25 protein-coding genes and 1 pseudogene are annotated in these 23,723 nt (G+C 66.5%); 18 read left to right on the top strand and 8 right to left on the bottom strand.

The genetic code is table 11. The annotated features are described in order from the left end of the window. Positions 1-7 precede the first annotated feature (7 nt). Genes GSQ76_RS03620 through GSQ76_RS03635 form a run of 4 tightly spaced genes read right to left on the bottom strand, consistent with a single transcriptional unit; the run spans position 8 to position 4,202 of the window. Positions 8-415, bottom strand: coding sequence for a PleD family two-component system response regulator (locus GSQ76_RS03620; RefSeq protein ID WP_158742543.1), 408 nt, complete (start codon positions 413-415; stop codon positions 8-10). Continuing rightward, positions 412-882 (bottom strand): chemotaxis protein CheW, encoded by a 471-nt coding sequence (locus tag GSQ76_RS03625; protein ID WP_254070223.1) that lies wholly within the window; start codon positions 880-882, stop codon positions 412-414. Before GSQ76_RS03625 ends, GSQ76_RS03620 begins: the two co-directional genes overlap by 4 nt. A 17-nt stretch (positions 883-899) precedes the next feature. After that, the gene (locus GSQ76_RS03630; protein WP_158742544.1) at positions 900-3,500 is read right to left on the bottom strand and encodes a chemotaxis protein CheW; all 2,601 of its coding nucleotides are present in this window, start codon (positions 3,498-3,500) and stop codon (positions 900-902) included. Between the two features lie 54 nt (positions 3,501-3,554). After that, on the bottom strand, positions 3,555-4,202 hold the full coding sequence (locus GSQ76_RS03635; protein WP_158742545.1) for a histidine phosphotransferase family protein: 648 nt from the start codon (positions 4,200-4,202) through the stop codon (positions 3,555-3,557). 120 nt (positions 4,203-4,322) lie between these two features. Between GSQ76_RS03635 and GSQ76_RS03640 the strand changes: the two genes are divergently transcribed. Both GSQ76_RS03640 and moaA read left to right on the top strand, forming a co-directional pair. Next, entirely contained in the window at positions 4,323-4,511 is a 189-nt protein-coding gene (locus GSQ76_RS03640) for a DUF3553 domain-containing protein (protein WP_158742546.1), read from the top strand. Positions 4,512-4,588: 77 nt separating this feature from the next. Further along, entirely contained in the window at positions 4,589-5,572 is a 984-nt protein-coding gene (moaA, locus tag GSQ76_RS03645) for a GTP 3',8-cyclase MoaA (RefSeq protein ID WP_158742547.1), read from the top strand. Positions 5,573-5,635: 63 nt separating this feature from the next. Here the strand turns inward: moaA and GSQ76_RS03650 are convergent, their stop codons facing one another. Continuing rightward, positions 5,636-6,001 (bottom strand): hypothetical protein, encoded by a 366-nt coding sequence (locus GSQ76_RS03650; RefSeq protein WP_158742548.1) that lies wholly within the window; start codon positions 5,999-6,001, stop codon positions 5,636-5,638. A gap of 180 nt (positions 6,002-6,181) precedes the next feature. Beyond that, the gene (locus GSQ76_RS03655; protein ID WP_174247283.1) at positions 6,182-7,024 is read right to left on the bottom strand and encodes a methyltransferase domain-containing protein; all 843 of its coding nucleotides are present in this window, start codon (positions 7,022-7,024) and stop codon (positions 6,182-6,184) included. A 125-nt stretch (positions 7,025-7,149) separates the two neighbouring features. Here GSQ76_RS03655 and GSQ76_RS03660 point away from each other — a divergent pair, with 125 nt between their 5' ends. Genes GSQ76_RS03660 through GSQ76_RS03670 form a run of 3 tightly spaced genes read left to right on the top strand, consistent with a single transcriptional unit; the run spans position 7,150 to position 8,712 of the window. Beyond that, on the top strand, positions 7,150-7,932 hold the full coding sequence (locus tag GSQ76_RS03660; protein WP_254070224.1) for a ComF family protein: 783 nt from the start codon (positions 7,150-7,152) through the stop codon (positions 7,930-7,932). A 52-nt stretch (positions 7,933-7,984) separates the two neighbouring features. Continuing rightward, positions 7,985-8,242 (top strand): glutaredoxin 3, encoded by a 258-nt coding sequence (gene grxC, locus GSQ76_RS03665; protein ID WP_158742549.1) that lies wholly within the window; start codon positions 7,985-7,987, stop codon positions 8,240-8,242. Beyond that, complete coding sequence (locus tag GSQ76_RS03670; RefSeq protein WP_158742550.1) at positions 8,242-8,712, top strand: DUF1178 family protein; 471 nt, start codon at positions 8,242-8,244, stop codon at positions 8,710-8,712. The genes grxC and GSQ76_RS03670 overlap by 1 nt, the downstream gene beginning before the upstream one ends. A 6-nt stretch (positions 8,713-8,718) precedes the next feature. On the opposite strand, the gene ubiG is transcribed toward GSQ76_RS03670, so the two are convergent. Then, on the bottom strand, positions 8,719-9,450 hold the full coding sequence (gene ubiG / locus GSQ76_RS03675; protein ID WP_408836163.1) for a bifunctional 2-polyprenyl-6-hydroxyphenol methylase/3-demethylubiquinol 3-O-methyltransferase UbiG: 732 nt from the start codon (positions 9,448-9,450) through the stop codon (positions 8,719-8,721). An 83-nt stretch (positions 9,451-9,533) separates the two neighbouring features. Here ubiG and GSQ76_RS03680 point away from each other — a divergent pair, with 83 nt between their 5' ends. The 11 genes and pseudogenes from GSQ76_RS03680 to GSQ76_RS32565 all read left to right on the top strand — a co-directional run. Next, the gene (locus GSQ76_RS03680) at positions 9,534-10,766 is read left to right on the top strand and encodes an aspartate kinase (RefSeq protein WP_158742552.1); all 1,233 of its coding nucleotides are present in this window, start codon (positions 9,534-9,536) and stop codon (positions 10,764-10,766) included. After that, complete coding sequence (locus GSQ76_RS03685; RefSeq protein WP_158742553.1) at positions 10,756-11,826, top strand: nitronate monooxygenase family protein; 1,071 nt, start codon at positions 10,756-10,758, stop codon at positions 11,824-11,826. Before GSQ76_RS03680 ends, GSQ76_RS03685 begins: the two co-directional genes overlap by 11 nt. A 2-nt stretch (positions 11,827-11,828) precedes the next feature. Next, positions 11,829-14,045: a putative PEP-binding protein gene (locus GSQ76_RS03690; RefSeq protein ID WP_254070225.1), complete on the top strand. Its 2,217-nt coding sequence runs from the start codon at positions 11,829-11,831 to the stop codon at positions 14,043-14,045. Between the two features lie 135 nt (positions 14,046-14,180). Further along, positions 14,181-15,119: a helix-turn-helix domain-containing protein gene (locus GSQ76_RS03695; protein ID WP_158742554.1), complete on the top strand. Its 939-nt coding sequence runs from the start codon at positions 14,181-14,183 to the stop codon at positions 15,117-15,119. A gap of 30 nt (positions 15,120-15,149) precedes the next feature. Beyond that, positions 15,150-16,277, top strand: a complete 1,128-nt coding sequence (gene ispG / locus GSQ76_RS03700) for a flavodoxin-dependent (E)-4-hydroxy-3-methylbut-2-enyl-diphosphate synthase (RefSeq protein ID WP_158742555.1) — start codon at positions 15,150-15,152, stop codon at positions 16,275-16,277. Further along, a complete protein-coding gene (locus GSQ76_RS03705; protein WP_158742556.1) occupies positions 16,274-16,486 on the top strand; it encodes a hypothetical protein in 213 nt (70 codons plus the stop codon). The genes ispG and GSQ76_RS03705 overlap by 4 nt, the downstream gene beginning before the upstream one ends. Then, positions 16,476-16,778 carry a CcdB family protein gene (locus GSQ76_RS03710; protein ID WP_158742557.1) on the top strand — a complete coding sequence of 101 codons (303 nt, stop codon included), beginning with the start codon at positions 16,476-16,478 and terminating at the stop codon, positions 16,776-16,778. Before GSQ76_RS03705 ends, GSQ76_RS03710 begins: the two co-directional genes overlap by 11 nt. 98 nt (positions 16,779-16,876) lie before the next feature. After that, positions 16,877-18,112 carry a histidine--tRNA ligase gene (hisS, locus tag GSQ76_RS03715; protein WP_158742558.1) on the top strand — a complete coding sequence of 412 codons (1,236 nt, stop codon included), beginning with the start codon at positions 16,877-16,879 and terminating at the stop codon, positions 18,110-18,112. Beyond that, positions 18,109-19,167 (top strand): peptide chain release factor 1, encoded by a 1,059-nt coding sequence (gene prfA, locus GSQ76_RS03720; protein WP_158742559.1) that lies wholly within the window; start codon positions 18,109-18,111, stop codon positions 19,165-19,167. Before hisS ends, prfA begins: the two co-directional genes overlap by 4 nt. After that, entirely contained in the window at positions 19,164-20,033 is an 870-nt protein-coding gene (gene prmC, locus GSQ76_RS03725; RefSeq protein ID WP_158742560.1) for a peptide chain release factor N(5)-glutamine methyltransferase, read from the top strand. The genes prfA and prmC overlap by 4 nt, the downstream gene beginning before the upstream one ends. A 167-nt stretch (positions 20,034-20,200) precedes the next feature. Next, positions 20,201-20,407 (top strand): annotated as a pseudogene (locus tag GSQ76_RS32565) (DUF4167 domain-containing protein); the annotation flags it as partial. Positions 20,408-20,459: 52 nt separating this feature from the next. On the opposite strand, the gene GSQ76_RS32570 reads toward GSQ76_RS32565, so the two are convergent. Next, positions 20,460-21,464 (bottom strand): NUDIX domain-containing protein, encoded by a 1,005-nt coding sequence (locus tag GSQ76_RS32570; protein ID WP_158742562.1) that lies wholly within the window; start codon positions 21,462-21,464, stop codon positions 20,460-20,462. A gap of 71 nt (positions 21,465-21,535) precedes the next feature. Here GSQ76_RS32570 and GSQ76_RS03740 point away from each other — a divergent pair, with 71 nt between their 5' ends. Next, on the top strand, positions 21,536-23,419 hold the full coding sequence (locus GSQ76_RS03740; protein ID WP_408836164.1) for an ABCB family ABC transporter ATP-binding protein/permease: 1,884 nt from the start codon (positions 21,536-21,538) through the stop codon (positions 23,417-23,419). 45 nt (positions 23,420-23,464) lie between these two features. Next, positions 23,465-23,722, top strand: coding sequence for a hypothetical protein (locus tag GSQ76_RS03745; protein WP_158742563.1), 258 nt, complete (start codon positions 23,465-23,467; stop codon positions 23,720-23,722). Position 23,723 lies beyond the last annotated feature (1 nt).

Raw genomic sequence — 23,723 nt, forward strand, 5'->3', positions numbered from 1 at the left:
CAAGCCCTCAGAGCAAGCCGATCTGCGCGAATTTGCCGGTCAGGATCGCCTCGTCGAATGGCTTCATGATGTATTCCTGGGCGCCGCACTCAATCGCTTCAGCCATCTGGGCGATCTCGTTCTCGGTGGTGCAAAACACGACGGTGGGGCCAGTCGGACCATATTCGGCCCGCAACGCCTTTAGGAAGGTCAGCCCGTTCATTACCGGCATGTTCCAGTCCAGCAGCACGCAACGCGGCAGTTCGCGCCGGCAGTGGTTGAGCGCGTCCAGACCGTTCTCGGCCTCGACCACCTGGTAGCCGTGCGCCTCCAGGATACGCCTCGCAACCTTGCGGACGACGCGGCTGTCATCCACGACCAGGCAAGTCGGCGCTACAACGGACAGGGTCTCTTTCTCCAACAGGCTGCTGCTCATGATGCTTCGACTGACAACGCCAGAAGTCGCGAAAGGTCCAGCACGATCATCAGCGAATTCTCCAGCCGGTATAGTCCGGCACTGTATTTGGTCCACGTCACTGGAAGGGTCGGTGGATTTGGTTCGAACCGTTTGCGGTCGGGCGACAATACCTCGCAGACTTGGTCGACCAACAGGGCATACAATTCCCCATTGCTTTCAGTCACAAGCGCCATTGGCTGTAGCCCCGGGGGGGCGGGCGGCAGGTTCAGGCGGCGGCGCAGATTGATGGCGGTCACGATCCGCCCGCGCAGGTTCAAGTTTCCGGCAACATCGGGGGGCGCCATCGGCACCGGGGCGATCGGCTGCTGTCGCAGCACGTCCCGCACCGCGCTGACGGGAACGCCGCATAGCTGCCCGGCAAGGTTCAGCGTGACGTAGGTGGTGGGCAGTTCGGTCGCGGCAGGGGGCGCGGACGGGCCCGCCATAACACCAGATAGCATCATCACGCAGCCTGCCGCTCATGTTGGTCGAGGTGCCGGCGCAGGGCGGCCAGCAGCGCCTCTCGGTCGAACTTACCCAGATACTCGCAGAACCCAGCGGCTCCGCCGCGCCGGATGTCGATCGGGTTGAACCGGCCGCTAAGCGCAATGAGGGGGATATCCATCCAGGGACCGCCTTCCTTCAGAAGCCGTGCGAATTGCAGGCCGTCCATGCCGGGCATCTCCACGTCGGAGATGATGGCGTCGAACTCGGCCGGCACGGCAGCATCGCGCAAGGCCAGCGCCTTCATCGCACTATCCACCGCCGTGACGTGGTAGCCGGCGGCCGACAGAGTGGGGATCAGCAATTGGCGGAAGAACGCGCTATCCTCCACCACCAGCAGGTGCAGTTGCTTGGCGTTACGCGGGCCGGGATTGTCGCTAAACCAATCCTCCCAGCCCTGCTTCAGCCAGTGCCCGGCGTCGATGATCTCGGTCACACGCCCGGCGATCACGGCGGTGCCCAGCAGGCCCGGGCGGGACGACACCAGTTCGATGAACAACTGGTCCTCCACCACGTCCACGATCTCCTCCACCATCAACCCGACGGAGCGGCCGCGATCGGCGAAGACCAGCACCGGCACGTGGTCGGCCATGGCAAGCGAGCTGTCCAGCGCCATCAGCGGCATCAATTGGCCCCGATACTGCGTGACCGGCTGGTCGGACGTGAATTCGATATCCTCGCGCGCGATGCTCTCGATCCGCGCCACCAGGCCCAGCGGCATGGCCACCGGGCTGGCATCCGGCGCCAGCCGCACCAGCAGCATGGCAGACCGGTCTCCGGTGCGCTCGGTGGCGGCGGCTTGGGTGTCGACCGGGCGGTCCTTTACCGTCGCGGTCAGCCCGGCGTGGCCGACCGCACGGGAGAGTCCGTTCGGGTCCAGGATCATGATGACGGCGCCGTCGCCCAGGATGGTGTTGCCGCTGAATACCTTGATGTGGCGCAGCATGGGGGAGACGGGCTTGACCACGATCTCCTCCGTATCGAACACCTGATCCACGACCAGTCCCAGCGTGGTGCCGCCCAAGGTTGCAACGACGACGGTCAGCGCCGTCGGATCGGCGCTGTTCATGGCGGCTTGGGCGTCCATCTGCAGCAGGTCGCGCAGGTTTACCAGGGGCAACAACTGGTCGCGCAGGCGCAGCACGGGGGTGCCGTCCACGCGCTCCACCACCAACGCGCCTTCCTCCAGCGAGCCGCTGCCTTCGGCCCGCACCAGTTCGGCAACGCAGATTTGCGGCAGGGCGAACCGCTGGCCGCCGGCCTCCACGATCAGGGCGGAGATGATGGCCAGGGTGAGGGGGATCTTCACCGTGAACGTCGTGCCGCGACCCGCCACGCTGCGCAGGTCGACGGTACCGCCCAGCCGCTCGATATTGGTCTTCACCACGTCCATCCCGACGCCGCGGCCCGAGACCGAGGTGACGGCGGAGGCGGTGGAGAAGCCCGGCGCGAAGATGAAGCGCTGAACTTGCCGCTCCGTCATGGTGGCCAGTTCGGCCGAACTGGCCAGGCCCTGGGCCAATGCGCGGGCGCGGATGCGTTCGGTGGACAGGCCGGCGCCGTCATCGGCGACCTCGATCACGATCTGCCCGCCCTCGTGGAAGCTGCTGAGCGTGATGGTGCCATGGGCAGGTTTGCCCGACGCTAGCCGCACGGCGGGCGATTCCAGGCCGTGATCGGCGCTGTTGCGCACCATGTGGATCAGCGGGTCGCGGATCAATTCCAACACCTGGCGATCCAGCTCGGTCTCCTTGCCGAGCATGACCAGGTCGATCTGCTTGCCCAGTTCGGAGGCGAGGTCGCGCACGATGCGCGGTAGCTTGTTCCACGCGCCCAGGATCGGCGACATACGCGTCTTGACCACACCTTCCTGCAGGTCCGAGGTCAAGTGCGACAGGCGCTGCAGCGGGGCGGTAAAGCGGCTATCCGTCTCCGTCCGGGCGATCTGCATGAGCTGATTGCGGGTGAGCACCAGTTCGCTCACCAGGATCATGAGGTTTTCGAGCACGTTCACGTCCAGGCGGATCGTCTGTGCTGGTTGGCCATGTGCGGCCTCGGGCGTGGCCTCGGCCATTGGCACGGCCTCGGCGATCTGGGCCGCGAGCGATTCGATGGTGCCCGGCGGCAGCATCTCGAGCGTATCGAAATCCAGGGTGATTGCCGGCTCTGGCTCCGGCGCCGGGCCGCGGGTGCGCATGTCGCGCAGTTCGGCCAACAGATCGGTGTCGTCACCATCAGGCTCCAGCCCGGTGGCCACGATACCGCTGACGATCAGCTTGATCCGATCTAGCGCGCCTAGCACCACGGTAATCAGGGCAGCATTCGCCGGCAGCTTGCCGTCACGCACATCGCCCAGCAGGTCCTCCGCCACATGGGCCACGCGTTCCAGCCGGGGCAGCGACAGAAAGCCGCACGTTCCCTTGATCGTGTGCACCATGCGGAACACGACGGCCAACATCTCCGGATCGTCCGGGACACGCTCAAGCTGCAGCAGCGCATCGTCGAGGGCAGCGAGGCTCTCGGCTGTCTCGGTCAGGAAGTCTATGAGTAGCTCGTCCATCCGTTACGCGCTCCGGTACCGGCCTGACCTTGGCGCCGAGAGTCGAAGATTGCGTTAATTTGTCGCTAGAAGAAGTGGCGGGACGGCATTCGGATCTGGGTTCGGGGTCATCAGGATCGACAGACGGCGGCCGGCATCCTGCGCCAGCAGGACGGTAATCGGCGGCTGAACCGCGCGCGGGTTGTCCAGCGAGACCGACATCGGGTCGATCAGCGCCTGTGGCAGGCCGGCGGGCCACGCGGCAGCCTTGCCCGACACGGTGACCAGGATTTCGCCGGACCCGCTGCCGGACAGCGCAACCACGCCGCCGCGCGGCAAAGCCTCCGCCCCCAGCAGCAACAGGTTAATCAAGGCTCGGGCAACCGGGCCGTCGAAGGTGGTGGCGGGCAGATCTGACAGATCGGCCTTCACCCGGGAGGGCAGGCCGGCAGCCAATTCAACGAGTTGCGCCGTGCTCTGCGGTCCGCAATCGCCGGCCCAGGCCGTGCGGAGCAGGCGCAGACGGGACCCCATTTCCACCGCCGTCTCATTGGCAAGGGGCAGCGCGTCCTCCAGAGAATCCGGGTCGTCTGCCGCAAGCTCCAGCGCGTTCATCAGCGTGCCGAGCGGGCTGGCCAGGTCGTGGCAAAGGCGGGCGCACAGAGCATCGGCCAACTGCATGCGGTACTGCCGATCGCTGGATGAGGTGTCTGTTACCGTCATGTTCCACTCCGCCTCGCCTGCAAAACTAGCATGTGCTGCAGATTCGTTAACGCCGTATAAATCAGTCCTTCGTGTTACAACGAATTTGCAACTCCATCCTCCCAAACACGTCCGGTCGCTATGAACAATCACTCCCATATCGAGCCCGGTCAGCGGGTGCGGCATCCGCAGCAGCCGGATTGGGGAACCGGGCAGGTCCAATCGGCCATTGATGACCGCATCACCGTTAATTTTCCGAATGCCGGGAAGGTGGTGATCAACGCGCGATTTGTCAGCCTCGAGGTCGTGGAAGGCGCACCACGGGAGTGATGTTCTGTGGTAGGGCTTGAAGCCGGCCCGGCGCCCGACGACTCTTCACTCGTGATGGTTAGAGGTATTTCCCACTCATGATCGACCCATTCGGCCGGTCTATTTCCTACCTGCGCGTCTCCGTCACCGACCGGTGTGACCTCCGCTGCGTCTATTGCATGGCGGAGGAAATGACGTTCCTGCCGCGGGCTGAGGTGTTGTCGCTGGAGGAATTGGACCGGCTCTGCGGCGCCTTTATCCGTCTTGGGGTGCAAAAGCTGCGCATCACCGGCGGGGAGCCGCTGGTCCGCCGCGACGTGATGACGCTATTCCGCTCGCTTGGCGCCCGGCTTGGCCAAGGGCTGGAGGAACTGACGCTGACCACCAACGGCACTCAGTTGGTGAAGTATGCGGAGGAATTGGCGGCGGCCGGCGTGCGCCGGGTCAACGTGAGCCTGGATACGCTGTCGCCCGAGACATTCAAGCACGTCACGCGCTGGGGCCGGATCGAGAAGACGATGGCTGGTATCCGTGCTGCCAAGCAGGCCGGGCTGGACGTCAAGATCAACGCCGTGGCGCTGAAGGGCGTCAACGAGGATGAGTTCGACGACATGCTCGCCTGGTGCGGGCACGAGGGGCTGGACCTGACGCTGATCGAGACGATGCCCATGGGCGACGTGGGCGACCGGACGGAGCAGTACTTGCCATTATCGGTCGTACGCGCTCGCCTGCGGCGTCGCTGGACGCTGACCGAAACAACCTATCGAACTGGCGGCCCGGCGCGATATTTCGACGTGGCGGAGACCGGGCGGCGCCTGGGATTCATCACCCCAATGACGCATAATTTCTGCGAAAGCTGCAATCGCGTGCGGCTGACCTGCACTGGCACGCTGTTCATGTGCCTTGGCCAGGACGACGCCGCCGATCTTCGTCAGGTGCTACGCAGCGGTGCTGATGATGCCGTCTTGGAGGCCGCAATCCGAGAAGCGATCAGCCGCAAGCCGCTGGGGCATGATTTCGTCATCGACCGCCGCCGCCCTGCTGCCAAGGTCGGCCGCACCATGAGCTTGACCGGCGGCTGAGGCGGAACAAGAGGGCGGGGTCATCGCGGACCCGGCCCTTTGTTCAGCGCGATCGCGGCTGACTTAGCCGTTGGGACGTGCCTGGTGCATCTGGGCAAAGCGCCGATTGGTGTCCTGTTGCGCGAACCACCGCTTCACCGACTGAGCCTGCGCATACGCAACCGTCCCGACCTCGAAATTGGCTGGAAGCGAGTTGGCGGTCTGCACCGCGCCCTCCGAGCCATACGACGGTAAAAGCGCCTCGCCGGTCTGCGGAAAGGAGAGCGCCTGGTTCGGAGCCGGGTAAGCGTTCGAGCCGGTGTCCGCCGGATAGGCTGATGTCCGCGCCGGGGCGGCAAACTGGGCATGGAAGGGGAACGGGTCACCATTGCCTTCGCCGGCGAAGGCGGCCGTGGTCAGGCTCAACGCCGCGACGGTGGCGGCGATCATGATTTTGGAATTCATCGTAGTGATCCTCGTTACAAGGTCCGTCTTGTTTGGAGGCGGGCCGTGCGGCGGTGGAGGGCAGATGGCCTGCTGCATTCCGTCGAAACGCAACCTACTCATTCATAATTTGGTTATCTACAGGGCTGAAAGCCTATCATCCATGCGCCGATGTATGAACAACCGCTATGGTTGTCGTAATGCGTCCGCAAGGCTGGTTGTGCCGCTGCCACGGGCCGCAGGCTTCTGCTGGCTAGGACCCGGCGCCCAGCCAGTCATCATCGCGAGCCGCAGGGTTGCTGCCACGCGACCATCTATGGTCGGCAAGGATGCCAGCGCCATCGCGAAGAGGTCTCGCGGTGGGGGACGCCGGTTCCGCAGCAAAACGGCGTTTGCCTCGCCTGCTGCGCGCAATTCCCGCAGCAGGACCAGCGGGTCTGTGTAAAGCAAGGTCAGCGTGTCGCCATCCACCACGGGCAGGGCGTAGCCGGCGCGCTGCAGAAGCGACGCGCAATCCGCCAACCCGGCGAATGGCGCGACACGCGGGCTGGCCCCCCCGGTAAGGGTGGCCTCCGCCTCCGTCAGGCTGGCGCGCAGTTCCGCCAGCGTGCCCAGCGCTGGCATGCTGGCCAGTAGCAATCCGTCCGGCCGCAGGGCGCTGCGAAGCTGGATGAGCGCACCGGGCAGGTCGTTCACCATGTGCAGCGACAGGTTTGCCACCACCAGATCGAAGCTGGCGGGACCGAAGGGAAGCCACTCCGCATCGGCCGCCACTGCGCCATAGCGCCGGGCCATGGCGGGGGAGAACTCCATACTGACGGTGTCGATCCCGCGCTGCCGCAGGCGAGGGGCCACGACGCCGCGGCCGCCCAGATCCAGCGCGCGGCCGAATCTGCGGGTGACATCGTCCAGCCGGTCCAGCAGCCGGTCGGCCACTTCGGCCAGCACTGGGGCGACCATGTCCACGGTTGCGGCCGCGCGGTCGTGATGGCGGCGGACGGCGCCGCGGTCGAACACCTGGTCGGTCATGGACGGGATGTACGGACCCGAGGCCGCCGTGCCAAGGGGACGGAGCAGGAGGCCGGAACAGGAGGACGGAGCAGGAGGGCGGGTATGGTAGACGCGGATGATATCGGTCGCGTAACACGGCGCCCATGCCAGATCTTGCCGCGGCGTTCGGGCTAGGCCGCGCTGCCCTGCGCCACGCGCTGCGGTGGGGGTTGGATGCCGTGCTGCCGCCCCAATGCCTCACTTGCGACATGGCGGTGCAGGCGCCGGGCCAGATGTGCAGCGCCTGTTTCCGCGCAACCGAGTTCGTGACCGAGCCGTGCTGCCAGCAATGCGGCACCCCATTCTCCTCTGCGCAGCAGGGTGGTGTGGCCAAACGCTGCGATCCCTGCACCCAAGACTCACCGCCCTGGCGGCAGGGCCGGGCCGCCCTGCGCTATGACAACCAGGCACGCCGCATCATCCTGCCGTTGAAGCATGGCGATCGGGTGGAAATGGCGCGCGCGCTGGCCACCCACATGGCGCGCGCTGGCGCGACCTTGCTGCGGGAGGCGGATGTGATCGTGCCGGTGCCGCTGCATCGCTGGCGATTGCTTACCCGGCGTTACAACCAATCGGCCTTGTTGTGCCATGAGTTGGGCAGGATCGCCGGGCGCCCGGTCGTGGCCGACGCGTTGGTCCGCACCCGCGCCACGGCCTCGCTCGCCGGCAAGACGAAGCGGCAACGGGCGCAGACCGTGAGCGGCGCCTTCGCTGTGCGACCAACGCGCCAGGCGCGATTGGCGGGCCAGCGCGTGGTGTTGGTGGACGACGTGCTCACCACCGGGGCGACGGCGACGTCCTGCACGGTTGCGCTGCTGGCGGGCGGGGCAGCACGGGTTGATCTCCTCGTCGGCGCGCGTGCAATATTCGACGATATCTTGTCATGACCGCCCGGCATCGCCATTGCATGGTCTGGACGTTTCTCAGGAGCATGTCGCCGTGCCGCGTGTCGAGGTCTACACCCAGCCCTGGTGCCCATACTGCAGCCGTGCGGTCAATTTGCTGACGAAGAAGGGTGTATCGTTCGAGGAAATCGACGCGCCGGGCGGCTCGCCAGAGCGGAAGACCTCCGTGCAACGGTCCGGCGGACGGACGTCCGTGCCGCAGATTTTCATCGACGGGCAGCATGTCGGTGGGTGCGATGACCTGATGGCGCTGGAACGCGTCGGCAAGCTGGATGTGATGCTGGCCGCCTGATGATCCACTACCAGCTTCGGTGTGACGGGGACCATGCGTTCGACGGATGGTTCCGCGATAGCGCGTCCTTCGACAAGCAGGCCAAGGCCGGTCTGCTGTCCTGCCCGGTTTGCGGCGGCGTGGACGTGCGCCGTGCGCTGATGTCCCCGGCTGTCGGCAAGAAGCGGGCGGCGCCGGCCCAGATCGAGATCACGGCGTCCGTCCCAGTCGTCCCCAAGGCCGCCCCCGTCGCCGGCGGTGCGAACCTGCCCGACGAGCTACGCGCGCTGCTGCAACGCATGCGGGCGGAGGTGGAGAAGCGCTGCGACTATGTCGGCAACGGCTTCGCCAACGAAGCGCGGCGGATCCACAATGGCGAAAGTGAAGCCCGCGGCATCTACGGTGAGGCGACGCCGGAAGAGGCCGAACGGCTTGCCGATGACGGTATAGAGATCGCCCAAATCCCCTGGGTACCCCGCGCCGACGGCTGATTTCGCCTAGCGGGCGAAGGCGGCGATGTAGTTCACCGACAGGTCCCGGCTCATTACCCAACTCTGCCGGAACGGGTCGAACCGCATCCCGGCACTATCCGTCATCCGCAACCCGGCAGCCCTCGCATGGCGCGCCAGTTCCGCCGGGGTCACGAACCGCCGCCAGTCATGCGTGCCCACCGGCAGCATGCGCAGCACGTATTCGGCCCCCCATTTTGCGGTGACCAACGAGCGGGCGGTGCGGTTGAGGGTGGAGACGAACAACCGCCCGCCAGGTGTCAGCAGCGCCCCCAGGTCGTGGAAGAAGCCGGCCGGATCCGGCACATGCTCGATCACCTCCAGCGCGGTGATGGCAGGGAAAACCGCGCCCTCGGCAACCAAGTCGCTGGTGGATGCGAGGCGGTATTGGACAGCCATACCCACCGCTGCGTGCGCTCGTGCGGCCTGCAACGGGCGCGGTGCGGCGTCGATGCCGAGGACTGTGTGGCCGCGCCGGGCGAGTGCCTCCGCCGCCAGCCCGGCGCCGCAACCAACGTCCAGCAGGGGGCCGGGCTTGGGCAGGCGGTCGGCGATCCAACCGACGCGCAACGGGTTCATCGCGTGCAATGGCCGCATCGGGCCGGCCGGGTTCCACCACTGGTCGGCCAACGCGTCGAACCGTGCGACCTCCGCCGGGGAGGCGGCACCCCCCTGCGGGATACTGCTTTGCACGTCTCCGAGGTTGTCCATGTGCGCCATGGCCGGTATGTGATCCCGCTTCGCCGTGGCCGCAACTGGCCTTGCGTGGCGTAGACGACAGCTTATGGCCTTGGGGCAGCGACATGGCGCGTATCGTGATGAAGTTCGGCGGCACCTCGGTGGCCGACCTAGACCGCATTCGCAATGTTGCCCGACGGGTGAAGCGGCAGGTGGATGCCGGGCACGAGGTTGCGGTGGTGGTGTCCGCGATGTCTGGCGTGACCAACCAATTGGTCGCATGGTGCCAGGCGCTGGCGCCGCTGCACGATGCCCGCGAATACGACGCCGTGGTGGCGACCGGCGAACAGGTGACCAGCGGGCTTACGGCGATCGCGCTGCAGGAAATCGGCGTGGACGCGCGGTCCTGGGCCGGCTGGCAGATCCCGTTGTTCACCGATGGCGCCCATGGCAAGGCCCGCATCGACCGTATCGCCGGCGAGACGCTGTTGGCGCGGATGGCCGCCGGGCAGGTGCCGGTGGTAGCCGGGTTCCAGGGCATCGGGCCGGATAATCGGGTGACAACGCTAGGCCGTGGTGGGTCCGATACCTCCGCCGTGGCGCTGGCGGCGGCGCTGAGGGCGGATCGCTGCGATATCTACACAGATGTGGATGGGATCTACACGACGGATCCGCGAATCGTTGCTAGGGCTCGTAAGCTCGATAAGATCGCGTACGAAGAGATGCTGGAACTCGCCTCGGTCGGCGCACGGGTATTGCAGACCCGGAGCGTGGAATTGGCGATGAAGGAGAATGTGCGGGTCCAGGTGCTGTCCTCATTCAAGGACGCGCCGGAGGAAGGCACTGGCGGCTCCCTGGTGGTGGACGAGGACGAAATCGTGGAACAAGAAATCGTGTCCGGCATCGCCTATTCGCGGGACGAGGCGAAGATCACCGTGCGTCGCGTGCCGGATCGACCCGGCATTGCAGCCGCGATCTTCGGCCCGTTGACCGAGGCGAATGTGAACGTGGACATGATCGTGCAGAATATGTCGGCCGATGGCACCACCGACATGACCTTCACGGTCGGCCGTGCGGATCTGAAGCTAGCGCAGGCGACGCTGGCCAACGCCTCGGCCACGGTCGGCTATGCGGAGATCCTCACGGACCCGGACGTGGCGAAGATCAGTGTGGTAGGGGTGGGCATGCGTTCGCATGTCGGCGTCGCCAACACCATGTTCCGGACCCTGGCGGAGAAGGGGATCAACATCCAGGTCATCTCCACCAGTGAGATCAAGGTGTCGGTGCTGGTCGGCGCCGAATATACGGAACTGGCGGTGCGGGCGCTGCACACTGCCTACGGTCTCGATGCCGCCTGACATCTCCCCCCCGGACGCCCACAAGCTCCGCGCTCGCGCGGAGCTAGACCGGTTGTGGGCTGCGGGGACCCGGTTTCTAGGCAGCCGGTTCGCCATCTTGGGCGGCGCGATGAGCTGGGTGAGCGAGCGTAATCTCGTGTCGGCCATTTCCAATGCTGGGGGGTTCGGCGTCATCGCCTGCGGCTCGATGGGCCCAGACGCGCTCGCGGCGGAGATCGCGGCGACGCAAGCCCGCACCCGGGCGCCGTTCGGCGTCAACCTGATCACCATGCATCCGCAATTGCTCGATCTGATCCGGGTATGCCTGGAGGCGCGGGTCGAACATATCGTGCTTGCCGGCGGCGTGCCGCTGGGCGCCGCAGTTCGGGCGGTGAAGGATGGTGGGGCGCAGTTGATCTGCTTCTCCCCAGCCCTGGTCCTGGCCCGGCGCCTGGTGCGCAGCGGTGCCGATGCGCTGATCATCGAAGGGTCCGAGGCCGGGGGTCATATCGGCCCGGTGTCGCTGACGGTGCTGGCGCAGGAGATCCTGCCGCATTTGCGGGACGTGCCGGTATTCGTAGCCGGCGGCCTGGGCCGTGGTGAGGCGATCCTGGGCTTTTTGGAGCAGGGGGCGGCCGGCGCCCAGCTTGGCACGCTGTTCGCAGCGTCCAAGGAGTCGATCGCGCATGAGAAGTTCAAGCACGCCTTCATCCATGCCCGGGCGCGCGACGCGACCATCTCCGTCCAGTTGGACGAACGGTTTCCAGTCATTCCCGTGCGCGGCCTCGCCAATGACGGGACGAAGCGATTCCTGCGCCACCAGGCCGAAACGGTGCGGCGGATGGATGCGGGCGAACTGACCCGGGAGACCGCCCAACTCGCGATCGAGCATTTTTGGGCCGGGGCGCTGCGGCGGGCGGTGATCGATGGCGATGTGGAGCATGGCTCCGTCATGATGGGGCAGTCGGTGGGAATGGTGACGGCGGAACAGCCGATCGCCGAGATCATCGACGAACTGGTGTCGCAGGCTGCTGGCGCGCTGGCCCTGCGCGGGCAAGCCGCCTACCACCCGGCCTTCTGATCGTGTCGGGCACGCGGCGGTTGCTGACGCGCTTGCGGGAGATGATGGCCTCCGGTGCCGCGCCACTGGCCGATATCGTGCGCCTGGTGGCCGCCGAGATGGTGGCCGAGGTGTGCTCGCTCTACGCGCTGCGCGCCGGCGACGTTCTGGAGTTGATCGCAACCTATGGCCTGCGGCCGGACTCGGTCGGGCGCACGCATCTGCGCATGGGCGAGGGCATCGTCGGTATTTCCGCCGCGACCGGCAAGGTGCAGAACCTGGCGGACGCCCAAAACCACCCAGCCTTTGCGTATCGGCCGGAAACAGGGGAGGAGCAGTTTGCCTCGTTGCTGGCCGTTCCAGTGCGCCGGGGCGGCCACATTATGGGCGTCTTGGCCGTCCAAAACCGCTCGCCGCGCCGCTACGGTGCGGATGAGGTGGATGTTGTCGAGACCGTTGCCATGCTGCTGGCCGAGGCGCTGGCCGCCGCCGGGGCCGCCCCGGTGATCGAGGACGCGCTGGGCGCCACGCTGGTGCGCCAGTTCGAATCCGTATCGCTGGCGCCGGGCTTGGCGATCGGTCCGGTGCTGAATGGCGGATTGAGCGCCGGGCCGCGAAACTTCCTGGCCAAGGACCCGGTGGTCGAGCAGGAGCGGCTGGAGCGCGCGCTGGTGGCGATGCGCCGCGACTTGGACCACCTGATCGAGCAAGGCATGCCCGCCGGGCAGGAACCGCGCGAGGTGCTGGAGGCGACGCGGCTGGTCGCGGCCGATGATGGCTGGGTGAAGCGCGTCGGCGACGCGATCCGCAGCGGGTTGACGGCGGAGGCGGCCGTGGTTCGCGTTGCCAGCGATCTGCGCGACCGGATGCGCCGGATCACCGATCCTTATCTGCGCGAACGGCTGGCCGATATCGAGGATCTGGCTGCAAGGCTGATGCACGCGCTGGATGGTGCAGCAGCGCCGGGTCCGGTGGCGCCGGGTACCATTCTGGTGGTGCGGCGGTTGGGTCCGGCGCAATTGCTGCAATGGCACGCCTGCGGCATCGCCGGCATCGCGATCGAGGAAGCGAGCTCCTCCGGCCACGCCGCCATCCTCGCCCGCGCGCTGGGCCTGCCGGCTTTGGGCGGCGCTCGGGGATTGATGGACGTGGTGCAGTCCGGCGACATCGCGATCCTGGACGCGGACGAAGGCCAGTTGATCCTGCGCCCCGCCTCCGAAGTGCGGGAGAATTACGAGCGCGCGCTGACCGCCCGCGCTGCCCGTCGCGCCGGATACGGGCGGTTGCGGCGGGAGCCGAGTGTGACTGCGGATGGCACGCCGTTCTCGCTGATGCTGAACGTCGGCTTGGCGCTGGAACTGGAGCAATTGGATTCGGTCGGCGCCGCCGGGATCGGGCTGTTCCGGACCGAGATCGCCATGCTCGCCCGCGGCGCCGTGGCCGACACGGCGGAGCAGGCGGCGCTTTATAGCCGCGTGCTGGATGCGGCGGGTGACCGTCCGGTGCTGTTCCGCACGCTGGACCTTGGGGGCGACAAATTGCTGCCCGACGCGCCCCCGCCGGAGGAGGAGAACCCGGCGATGGGCTGGCGCTCCCTGCGCGTCGCGTTGGACCGGCCGGCGCTGCTGCGGCGTCAGATCCGGGCGCTGTTGCTGGCGGCGGCGGGGCGCCCGCTTTCGGTCATGTTCCCCATGGTCGCGACGGTGACGGAATTCCGCGCCGCACGCGGGCTGCTGTATGCGGAGGCAGCGCGGGTACGCCCGGCGCCCTCCCGCCTGCAAGTGGGGACCATGCTGGAGGTGCCGGCGCTGCTATGGCAGTTGCCGAGCCTGCTGAAAGACTGCCAGTTCCTGTCCATCGGCTCCAACGATCTGATGCAGTTTTTGTTCGCGGCCGATCGCGGCAGCCCGGCGCTGGCTGGTCGCTACGATTTCCTGTCGCCGCCGGTGCTGGACATCCTCGCCTACGTGCAGCGCCAGACGGAAGCCGCCGGGGTCTCCCTATCGGTATGCGGCGAAGTCGCCTCGCGTCCATTGGAGGCGCTGACCTTGGCTGCGATGGGCATCACCTCGTTGTCCATGCCCGCCTCCAGCCTGCTGGGCACCAAGGGGTTGTTGCGTTCGGCCGATTTGGGCGCATTCCGTCCCGTGTTGAACGGACTGCGCGAGAATGCGAGCGGCGAGGCCAGTCTGCGGGAGCCAATTGCCGCCTGGGCGCGCGAACACTCGCTGGACGTTTGACGCCCAGCGACCCGCGTAATCGCCACCGATTGGCAAGCAGGGGCGGTACGGTTTACATCGCGCCAGCGGCAGGCTCGATTGGCCCAATGGAGGCGTTTTTTTGCTCCCACATTCGTATTCGGCGGACCGTAGCGCATGATGTCCTATGTCGATCCGGACGGTATTCCGCCCGCTAGCGGGGCAGCGCGCGTCGGCGCAGAGCTACGAGCAGCGCGCCAGCGGCTAGGGTGGGAGTTATCGGCGGTCGCGGCCGGGCTGCGTATCCGCCAACCGTATTTGGAGGCCATCGAACAGGGGCATTTGTCCGAACTGCCAGGCAATGCCTACGCGATGGGCTTCGTGCGTACCTACGCCAACTCCCTGGGTCTCGACCCCGACGAGGTGACCCGGCGTTTTCGCGAGGAAGCGCAGGAGGTCACCCAGAAAACCCGGCTGAGTTTTCCAGCCCCGGTGCCGCAGCGTGGCGTGCCGGCGGGGGCGGTCATCCTGGTGGGGGTCGTGATCCTGGCCGGCGCCTATGTCGGCTGGTTTCGCTATTCCGGCCATGACGAGACGCGGGTCACCCAGACAGCCTCCGCCATTCCCGAGAAATTCGCCGACAAGGTGCCGCAGCAGCAAAATCAGTCGCCGCAGGTCAGCTCGCTGCTGGCTTCCGGGCCGCCGCTGACCGCGCCATCGGGGGCGCCCGCGCCGGCAGCATCGGCCCCGGCGACCCCGGAACCAATTCGCGTGCCCGTGAATGTGGCGCCGCCCGCGCCGGCGCCGGTCGCGGCGCCGCTGCCGAGCTCCGGCGTGGTGCTGCGGGCGAAGATTGGCCAGTATGTGAAGGTGCAGGACCCAATGGGCACCGTGCTGCTGGATCACCCGCTGAAAACCGGGGAAAGCTGGCCAGTGCCGTTGACGAAGGGCCTGCGGGTCACCACACCAAACGCAGGCGGTCTGGAGGTGCTGGTGAACGGCACGCCGATCCCACCCTTCGGCCCCGTTGGTTCCATGCGGCAATCGGTGCCGTTGGACCCGGTCCTGGCCAGGGCGGCGAAGGCAAACTCGACGGGCACACGCCCGGCGCGGTAGAAGCCGCGAACGCAGACGGAGCATGTGCGAATGAATTACCGCTCGTATCAGCAGATCGATCGTCGCAAGTCGCGCATGATCCATGTCGGGCGTGTGCCGGTGGGCGGTGACTCCCCGGTGACGGTGCAGACGATGACGAACACGCTAACCACGGACGTCGATGCCACCGTCGCGCAGATCCGCCGGTCGGAGAAGGCGGGGGTGGACATCGTCCGCGTGTCCTGCCCGGACCAGGAGAGCGCGCTGGCCCTGAAGCACATCGTGGCGCAGGTGGACGTGCCGATCGTGGCCGACATCCACTTCCACTATAAGCGCGCGATCGAGGCGGCGCAGAGCGGCGCGGCCTGCCTGCGGATCAACCCAGGCAATATCGGCAGTGCCGAGCGGGTGCGCGAAGTGATCAAGGCAGCCAAGGACCATGGTTGCTCCATGCGGATCGGCGTGAACGCCGGCAGCCTGGAGCGCCACCTGCTGGAGAAATATGGTGAGCCTAATCCGGAGGCGTTGGTCGAAAGCGCGCTGGAACATGCCAAGATCCTGCAGGACAACGATTTCCACGAGTTCAAGATCAGCGTGAAGGCGTCTGACGTCTTTCTGGCGGTCGCGGCCTACCAACAACTGGCCGAGGTGTGTGACCACCCGCTGCATATCGGCATCACTGAAGCCGGGTCGAAGCGGGCCGGTACGGTGAAGAGCTCGATCGGCCTCGGCTCTCTGCTTTGGGCCGGCATTGGCGACACGTTGCGCGTGTCCCTGTCGGCCGAGCCGGAGGAAGAGGTGTTCGTCGGCTGGGACATCCTGAAGTCTCTGGGCGTGCGGCATCGCGGCGTGAAGATCATCTCTTGCCCATCCTGCGCACGACAGGGCTTCAACGTGATCCAGACGGTGAGCACGCTGGAGGAACGGCTGGCGCATATCGAGACGCCGCTGACCCTGTCGATCATCGGCTGCGTGGTGAATGGCCCGGGCGAGGCGTTGATGACCGATCTGGGCGTCACCGGCGGTGGTGAGGGCAAGCACATGGTGTATGCAGCCGGCAAGCAGGACCACCGGATGAACGCCGAGGGCATGGTCGACCACATCGTCGACCTGGTCGAGGCGAAGGTTGCCGCGATCAAGGCCGCAGCCCCGCCGGCGGTGAAGGTGGCGGCGGAGTGAGCGAGCTCTCCCCACCCCGCATCGATACGTCGCACATCAGGTCGCCGCGTGACCCGATGACGCCGGAGGAGCGGGAGGCGATCCGCGCGGACATGCTGGAGGCCAGCAATGCACTGGGGACATTTGTGAGAGAGCACGGTGACGCCCGGGACGAATGGCGCGAGATGTTTGGGGATGTGAGTAACGCGTCCCAGCACGATGCAGCATGACGTCTTTGTAAATCCGGGTCCGCGAACCAGGCTGACTCAGCCCTATTTGGCTGTGCTCCAATCGGACGTTGCCGAGGGATTGCAGCGCTTTGTTTGTCCACTATTCGTGCCCCACGCCGCTATGCGAACCAAAACGGTTCTCGTCGTCCACGTACACAATGCAGATTATCTCTTGCCGCTGGAACAGATGACGGCTTTCCCGACCCGGCATCTTCGTCGTCCTGTCGGTTCCATCGCCGCCTATAGAGACGACATCGTCGCGGCGCTGGACTGGTTGTTCACCGGCATCTGACCGCCCTTCACGACGGCCCGGCCATGCAATCCGCTTGCGTGCCGCCCGCCGAAGGGCGATGACACGCGCCGGACCTTTTTTGCAGTAGTCGGACCAGCATGAGCGCGCTTCAGCCGCCCCGCGGCACCCATGATTTGATTGGCGATGAGCAGCGCCGTTATGCCCGCGTGGTGGAGACATCCCGCACCGTCACCACCCTCTATGGCTTCGACGAATGGGCCACGCCCATCTTCGAGGACACTCGCGTCTTCTCCCGCACGCTCGGCGATACGTCCGATGTTGTGACGAAGGAGATGTATAGCTTCGACGACCGCGGCGGCGACAGCATCACCCTTCGGCCGGAAGGCACGGCCGGCATCTGCCGCGCCCTGGTCACCAACGGGCTGACCCAGTCCCTGCCGCAGAAGGTGTTCTACGCCGGGCCGATGTTCCGATACGAGCGGCCGCAGAAGGGTCGCTACCGACAGTTCCACCAGATTGGCGCGGAGCTGATCGGCCCGTCCGAACCCCTGGCGGATGCGGAGGTGATCGCGTGCGGGTGGGACATCCTCTCCCGCCTCGAGATCGCCGCCGACACGGTGCTGGAGGTTAACACGCTAGGCGACCGCGCCAGCCGCGACGCCTATCGCAGCGCCCTGGTGGCATATTTCTCTACCCACAAGGATGCGCTGTCCGCCGAGAGCCGCGACCGGTTGGAACGCAACCCGATGCGCATCCTGGACAGCAAAGACACGGCCGACCGCGCCATCGTCACCGACGCGCCGACCATCGCCCCGCATCTGACGCCGGAGGCCGCCAGCTTCTACGCCGCCCTGCTGGAACACCTGGCCCGGTTCGGCGTGCCGTTCCGCGAGAACCCGCGCATCGTCCGCGGCCTGGACTACTACAACCACACCGCATTCGAATTCGTGACCGACCGCCTCGGCTCCCAGGGCACCGTGATGGCTGGCGGTCGTTACGACGGCCTGGTGGAGCAAATGGGCGGGCCGCCCACCCCGGCCGTCGGCTGGGCAGCGGGGATCGAGCGTTTGTCAATGCTGCTGGCCGATGCCGGGTCGCCACCGGCGGCGGTCGCTGTCATCCCGGCCGGAGAAGGGGCGGAGGCGCCCGCGACGGTCGTGTTGCAGACACTGCGCCGGGCGGGCATTCGGGCGGAAATGGCCTATCGCGGCAACATGAAGCGCCGCATGGAGCGCGCCAACAAGATCGGCGCCCGCGCCGCAGTCATCCTGGGGGCGGAAGAAGCTGCCCGCGGCGTGGTTCAACTGAAGCATCTGGATACCGGCGCGCAGGAGGAGGTGGCGATCGACAGCCTCGCCGCCCGCCTGTCGTGAGCTCGCTCGACACCAAGCTCGACCGCGTCGTTGACCGTGCGGAGGAGTTGCGGGCGCAACTGACCGCCGGTCTGTCCGGCGACGCGTTCGCTAAATCATCTCGCGAGTTGTCCGAGCTGGAGCCGATCGTGGCCCGCATCGGCGATCTACGCGCGGCTGAGAAGGCGGCGGGGGAGGCCGAGGCCATGCTGGCCGACCCCGAGATGAAGGCGCTGGCCGAGGCCGAACTCCACGAACTGCGCACCAGCCTGCCGGCCTTGCAGCGCGAAATCCGCCTGGCCCTGCTGCCCCGCGACGCCGCCGACGAGCGCAGTGCCATCCTGGAAGTCCGCCCGGCGGCGGGCGGCGATGAGGCGGGGCTGTTCGCCGCGGAATTGTTCGGCATGTATCAGCGCTACGCTGGCCTGCATGGCTGGCGGTTCGAGCTGATGGACTATACCGAGAGTGAGTTGGGCGGCCTCAAGGAAGGTGTGGCCGAAATCAGCGGCCGTGGCGTGTTCGCCAAGCTGAAATATGAATCCGGCGTCCACCGGGTGCAGCGCGTGCCCGCGACCGAGAGCCAGGGCCGCATCCATACCTCCACCGTCACCGTAGCGGTGCTGCCGGAGGCGGAGGAGGTGGATATTCAGGTGAACGAATCGGATTTGCGCATCGACACCTACCGTGCGTCCGGCGCCGGTGGTCAGCACATCAACAAGACCGACAGTGCGGTCCGCATCACCCACATCCCCTCCGGCGTCGTGGTGGCGATGCAGGAGGAGCGGTCGCAGCACAAGAACCGCGCCAAGGCGATGAAAATTCTCCGCGCCCGGCTGTACGAGGCCCAGCGCTCCAGCCTCGCGGCGGCCCGCGGTGCCGACCGCAAGGCGCAGGTCGGCACCGGCGACCGGTCGGAGCGGATCCGGACCTATAACTTCCCGCAAGGCCGGGTGTCTGATCACCGCATCAACCTGACGCTGCACAAGATCGACCGCATCATGCTGGGTGAGATGGACGAGATCGTGGACGCACTGACGGCAGAGGACCAGGCCGCCCGCCTCGCCGCCGACGAGTGACACTGGCGCAGCGCCTTATCCAGGGCACCGCGATCTTGACGGCGGCGGGGATCGAGGATCCTCGTCGTGAGGCCCGTCTGTTACTGGCTTATGCCGCCGGGCTGGACATGGCCGGGCTGCTCCGCTGCCTCACCGCGAATGTCCCGGTGCCGCTGTATGAACACATGTTGGAGCGCCGGGCCGCGCGGGAGCCGATTGCGTTCATCCTCGGCCGCCAGCCGTTCTGGAATTTCGAGGTCGCGGTCACCAACGACACGCTGATCCCCCGCGCCGACTCGGAAACTTTGATCGAGGCCGCGGTGATCGCTTTCCCGAAGCGGAAGGTCGCGCGGGTGCTGGATATGGGCACTGGCACCGGCTGCTTGCTGATTGCCGCCCTGGTGGAATTTCCCAACGCGACCGGCGTTGGCATGGATCGCTCCGCAGATGCGACGGCGTTGGCGTGGTATAACGCGGAAACGGTGGGCGTGGCCGAACGCGCCGCGTTCTTCTGCGGCGACTGGGGCACTGCGCTGAACGGCAAGTTCGACCTGGTGCTGTCCAACCCGCCCTACATCGAAACCGCCGTCATCCCCGGCCTCATGCCCGAGGTCGCCCTCTACGAACCGGCCTCGGCCCTGGATGGCGGGGCCGATGGACTGGTTGCCTACCGGGCGATCATGGCGGGGTTGCCGGGCTTGTTAGCGCCAGGCGGCGTCGCCATACTAGAACTCGGTCAGGGACAGGCACCTGCCGTGGCCGAACTGGCGACCGGTGCCGGGCTGGTGCCTGGGCCGCCGCATCGGGATCTTGGGGGCGTCGAGCGTGCCCTGCCAATTCGCCGCGGTGGGAAAAAAACGTTTGGCGAAGTGTGGCGCGGCCGGTAGGGTCCGTCAACGTGGTTGCGCCGTTGACCGGCCCAGGGTTCTGTCCTAGGGCGGCCGATGTGGAACTGGGTGCACTGGCCCATAACCCGACATTTTAAGACGCTGGCCGCCAGGCCCGACCCGAGATCGAAACTGGAAGAGCTGCAGACCGAATGAATATGAAGCGTATGCGTGGCCGGAATAACCGTGGGCCCGGTGGTGGCGGCGGTGGCGGTGGTCCCCCTCGGCATCAAAGCGGCAATGTTCCGCTCAACCGCAATCATGTGTTCGATAGCAACGGCCCCGACATCCGGGTTCGTGGCACGGCACAGCAGCTTTTTGAGAAGTATCTGCAGCTCGGCCGCGATGCGACCAGCAGCGGTGACAGGGTGATGGCGGAGGGTTACTTCCAGCACGCCGAGCACTACTTCCGCATCATCAACGCCATCAACCAGGCGCAGCAGCAGAACCAGCCGAATCCGTCGCCGAACGGGCAGCCGGTCGCGCCGGTGCAGGCCCAGCATAACGGCCCCCGCCGGGATGAGCCCGAGGAGGATTCGGATGGCGACGACCAGCCGGATCTGGAACGCGAGCTCCGCGGGGAACAGCCCGAATCCCGCCCAATCCCGATCGCAGCAGCGCCCGGCGAGGAATAGCCACTCCAACAGCCCTTCCCAATCGCGGGGGAGGGCGATCGGCTATCGCGGCAGCAACTCCAGCCGCTGGAAACAGGTCGATCAGCACCATATTAACGTTGAACTTGAAGTCGTCGGTGTCGCGCACGCGATCGAAGACATCCTGAACTGGCCATAGCTCGAACCCGGCGACCTCCCCGTCAACCGGATAGGGTGTGAACGATTCCGGGATCATCAGGTCATAGCAATACAGCCGGTCGCGGCGCAGGCCCTCCGGCCGGTCCATCGCGTAGCTGATGGTGGCGTGCTGGGTCGCCTCCGCCACAAGCCCGGCAGGCAGGCCGGCTTCTTCCTCCGCCTCCTTCACCAGTGTCTCCGCGGGGCTCAGCCCGGCTGGTACGCCGCCACCAACGATATGGTCCAGCTTGCCAGGGTCCAACTTCTTGTCCAGCGCCCGGCGTCCTATCCACACATGCAGCCCATCCGCCCGCTTGACCAATCCGTTCAGGTGCACCCCGACGGCCTGGATGCCCAGCACTGGCAACACCCCGCGGTCGATCGTGCCCAGCACCGGCCCGTCCGGAAACGCACGGACATCGAACGCCTCGTTCCGCCAGCGGTATAGCCCGGCGTGCAGCAGCGTGTCGGCGATGTCACGTAGGGCTGCCGGGTCCGCCTGGGTGCCGACGAGTGCGGCCACTTCCGGCGTAACCCAGCCCGCAGGTTGGCCGGCAATGTAGAACTCTGTGCGCCGCCCGGGCAGGTTGGCATTGTTACAATGGTCGATGTGCCGCTGGAAGCTTGGGGGTAGAGCCATTTGGCACCTGTATCCCAGCCGGCGGCGATGGTCACGTGCCATGCCTTTGCAGCGGGGCCTTGGACTGCCACATGAGCGCCATGTCCCGTCGCGCTCTGAACTTGCCCGCCCCCAACCGATCCACCTGGGCGACAATTCGCTCGCTGCTGCCGTATCTGTGGCCACGGGGGGACCGCAACGCCCATGCCCGGGTGCTGTTGGCGGCCCTTTGCCTGGTGCTAGCGAAGGTCGCGACCGTCTACATTCCGCTGGTATACAGCCGCGCGGTCGACGCGCTGTCCCCCGCTCACAACCCGGCCACCGTGCCGCTGGCGTTGATCCTGGGCTACGGCCTGCTGCGCGTCGCCTCCGCCGCGTTTGGGGAGTTGCGGGACGCCGTGTTCGCGGCCGTCCAGCAACGCACCACACGGCACGTGGCGCTCGACACCTTCCGCCACATGCACGGCCTGTCCTTGCGCTTCCATCTGGACCGCCAAACTGGCGGCGTCTCCCGCGCGATCGAGCGTGGGGTTGCCGGCATCCAGCAAGTCCTGCGCCTGGCCGTCTTCAACCTGCTGCCCACCTTGTTCGAGGTCGTGCTCGTCACCGGCACCATCTGGTACCTGTTCGACTGGCGCTATGCCGCCGTCACCTTCGGCGCAGTCGCCAGCTACATCGGCTTCACCGTCGTTTTCACCACCTGGCGGGTGAAATACCGCCGCCTGATGAACGAGGTGGATAGCGAGGCCAACACCAAGGCCCTGGACAGCCTGCTGAACTACGAAACCGTCAAATACTTCGGCAACGAGGCGCACGAGGCCGCCCGCTACGACAACGCGCTGGCCCGCTACGAAACCGCTGCCGTCCGCACCCAGGTGACACTGAACATGTTGAACATCGGCCAGGCCTTCATCATCGCCGCCGGGTTGGCGATCATCATGCTGATGGCTGCCCGCGGCGTCGTTGACGGCAGCATGACCGTCGGCAAGTTCGTGCTGGTGAACACGTACCTGATGCAGCTCTATCAGCCGCTGAACTTCCTGGGCTTCGTCTATTCCTCCATCAAGCAGGGGGTCGTCGACATGGAGCAGATGTTCCGCCTGCTGACCGTCGACCAGGAAGTCGCCGACGCACCCGGCGCCGAAACCCTTCCACCCCGCACCCCTGGCCAAACCGTCGGCGCCGTTTCGTTCGAGAACGTGCGGTTCGGCTATCGCCCCGACCGGGAAATCCTGCACGGTGTCAGCTTCAGCGTGCCCCCCGGCACCAAGCTCGCCATCGTCGGCCCGACCGGCGCGGGCAAAAGCACCATCAGCCGCCTCCTGTTCCGCTTCTACGACGTCACTGGCGGCCGGGTGCTGGTGGATGGCCGCGATATCCGCGACATCACCCAGGAAAGCCTGCGCGCCGCCATCGGCGTGGTTCCGCAGGACACCGTGCTGTTCAACGACACCATCCGCTACAACATCGCCTACGGCCGGGTCGGCGCCACCCAGGCGGACGTCGAACACGCCGCCCGCCAGGCGCAGGTCCACGACTTCGTCCTTCGCCTGCCGGACGGCTACGACACCATCGTCGGCGAACGCGGCCTCAAACTCTCCGGCGGCGAGAAGCAGCGCGTGGCCATCGCCCGCACCATCCTGAAAGACCCGCGCATCCTCATCCTCGACGAGGCCACCAGCGCGCTCGACACCCGAACCGAGGTGGATATCGGCACCGCCCTGCGCAACGCCGCCGCCAACCGCACCAGCATCGTGATCGCCCATCGTCTTTCGACCGTCGTCGATGCCGACGAGATCATCGTGTTGTCCGACGGCCGCGTCGCCGAGCGTGGAACGCACGCAGCCCTCCTCGCGGCAGGTGGCGTCTACGCCGGAATGTGGCAATTGCAGGCGGAGGAGAACGAGGCCGAGTCGCGCGGCGAACCTTTCGGTCCGGCACCGCATCCCATCCCCGCCGATCCCCTGCGGGTTTAATTCCAACCGGTTTGCGTCCATCTGTCGCACCGAAGGAGAGCAGATATGACCATGGCACCCGATGACGGCGCCCCCTCCGACCTCAGCCACGCCGGCGCGATCGTCGACAAGGCGATCGAATACATGGTCGGGCAGAACATCAGTTCGCTATCGATCGCTTCCGCGCTGCTGGGCGGCTCGCTGGGCCTGCTCACCCGATCGCTCTCGGACGAAGCCGTGGTGCAGATCCTGACCAACGCGATCGGCAGCGTGCAATCCGGCGAGATGCGCGGCTTGCGGGAAGCGGACGTGCCCCGCAACTAGA

The sequence above is a fragment of the Acidisphaera sp. L21 genome, assembly GCF_009765685.1.
In the GTDB taxonomy this organism is placed as follows: domain Bacteria; phylum Pseudomonadota; class Alphaproteobacteria; order Acetobacterales; family Acetobacteraceae; genus LMUY01.

Excerpts from the sequence above, each read along its gene's own strand:
- GSQ76_RS03620 (WP_158742543.1), bottom strand. The coding sequence starts at position 415 with ATGAGCAGCAGCCTGTTGGAGAAAGAGACCCTGTCCGTTGTAGCGCCG.
- GSQ76_RS03625 (WP_254070223.1), bottom strand. The coding sequence starts at position 882 with ATGGCGGGCCCGTCCGCGCCCCCTGCCGCGACCGAACTGCCCACCACC.
- GSQ76_RS03630 (WP_158742544.1), bottom strand. The coding sequence starts at position 3,500 with ATGGACGAGCTACTCATAGACTTCCTGACCGAGACAGCCGAGAGCCTC.
- GSQ76_RS03635 (WP_158742545.1), bottom strand. The coding sequence starts at position 4,202 with ATGACGGTAACAGACACCTCATCCAGCGATCGGCAGTACCGCATGCAG.
- GSQ76_RS03640 (WP_158742546.1), top strand. The coding sequence starts at position 4,323 with ATGAACAATCACTCCCATATCGAGCCCGGTCAGCGGGTGCGGCATCCG.
- moaA (WP_158742547.1), top strand. The coding sequence starts at position 4,589 with ATGATCGACCCATTCGGCCGGTCTATTTCCTACCTGCGCGTCTCCGTC.
- GSQ76_RS03650 (WP_158742548.1), bottom strand. The coding sequence starts at position 6,001 with ATGATCGCCGCCACCGTCGCGGCGTTGAGCCTGACCACGGCCGCCTTC.
- GSQ76_RS03655 (WP_174247283.1), bottom strand. The coding sequence starts at position 7,024 with ATGACCGACCAGGTGTTCGACCGCGGCGCCGTCCGCCGCCATCACGAC.
- GSQ76_RS03660 (WP_254070224.1), top strand. The coding sequence starts at position 7,150 with ATGCCAGATCTTGCCGCGGCGTTCGGGCTAGGCCGCGCTGCCCTGCGC.
- GSQ76_RS03670 (WP_158742550.1), top strand. The coding sequence starts at position 8,242 with ATGATCCACTACCAGCTTCGGTGTGACGGGGACCATGCGTTCGACGGA.
- ubiG (WP_408836163.1), bottom strand. The coding sequence starts at position 9,450 with ATGGCGCACATGGACAACCTCGGAGACGTGCAAAGCAGTATCCCGCAG.
- GSQ76_RS03680 (WP_158742552.1), top strand. The coding sequence starts at position 9,534 with ATGGCGCGTATCGTGATGAAGTTCGGCGGCACCTCGGTGGCCGACCTA.
- GSQ76_RS03685 (WP_158742553.1), top strand. The coding sequence starts at position 10,756 with ATGCCGCCTGACATCTCCCCCCCGGACGCCCACAAGCTCCGCGCTCGC.
- GSQ76_RS03695 (WP_158742554.1), top strand. The coding sequence starts at position 14,181 with ATGATGTCCTATGTCGATCCGGACGGTATTCCGCCCGCTAGCGGGGCA.
- ispG (WP_158742555.1), top strand. The coding sequence starts at position 15,150 with ATGAATTACCGCTCGTATCAGCAGATCGATCGTCGCAAGTCGCGCATG.
- GSQ76_RS03710 (WP_158742557.1), top strand. The coding sequence starts at position 16,476 with ATGCAGCATGACGTCTTTGTAAATCCGGGTCCGCGAACCAGGCTGACT.
- hisS (WP_158742558.1), top strand. The coding sequence starts at position 16,877 with ATGAGCGCGCTTCAGCCGCCCCGCGGCACCCATGATTTGATTGGCGAT.
- GSQ76_RS32570 (WP_158742562.1), bottom strand. The coding sequence starts at position 21,464 with ATGGCTCTACCCCCAAGCTTCCAGCGGCACATCGACCATTGTAACAAT.
- GSQ76_RS03740 (WP_408836164.1), top strand. The coding sequence starts at position 21,536 with ATGAGCGCCATGTCCCGTCGCGCTCTGAACTTGCCCGCCCCCAACCGA.
- GSQ76_RS03745 (WP_158742563.1), top strand. The coding sequence starts at position 23,465 with ATGACCATGGCACCCGATGACGGCGCCCCCTCCGACCTCAGCCACGCC.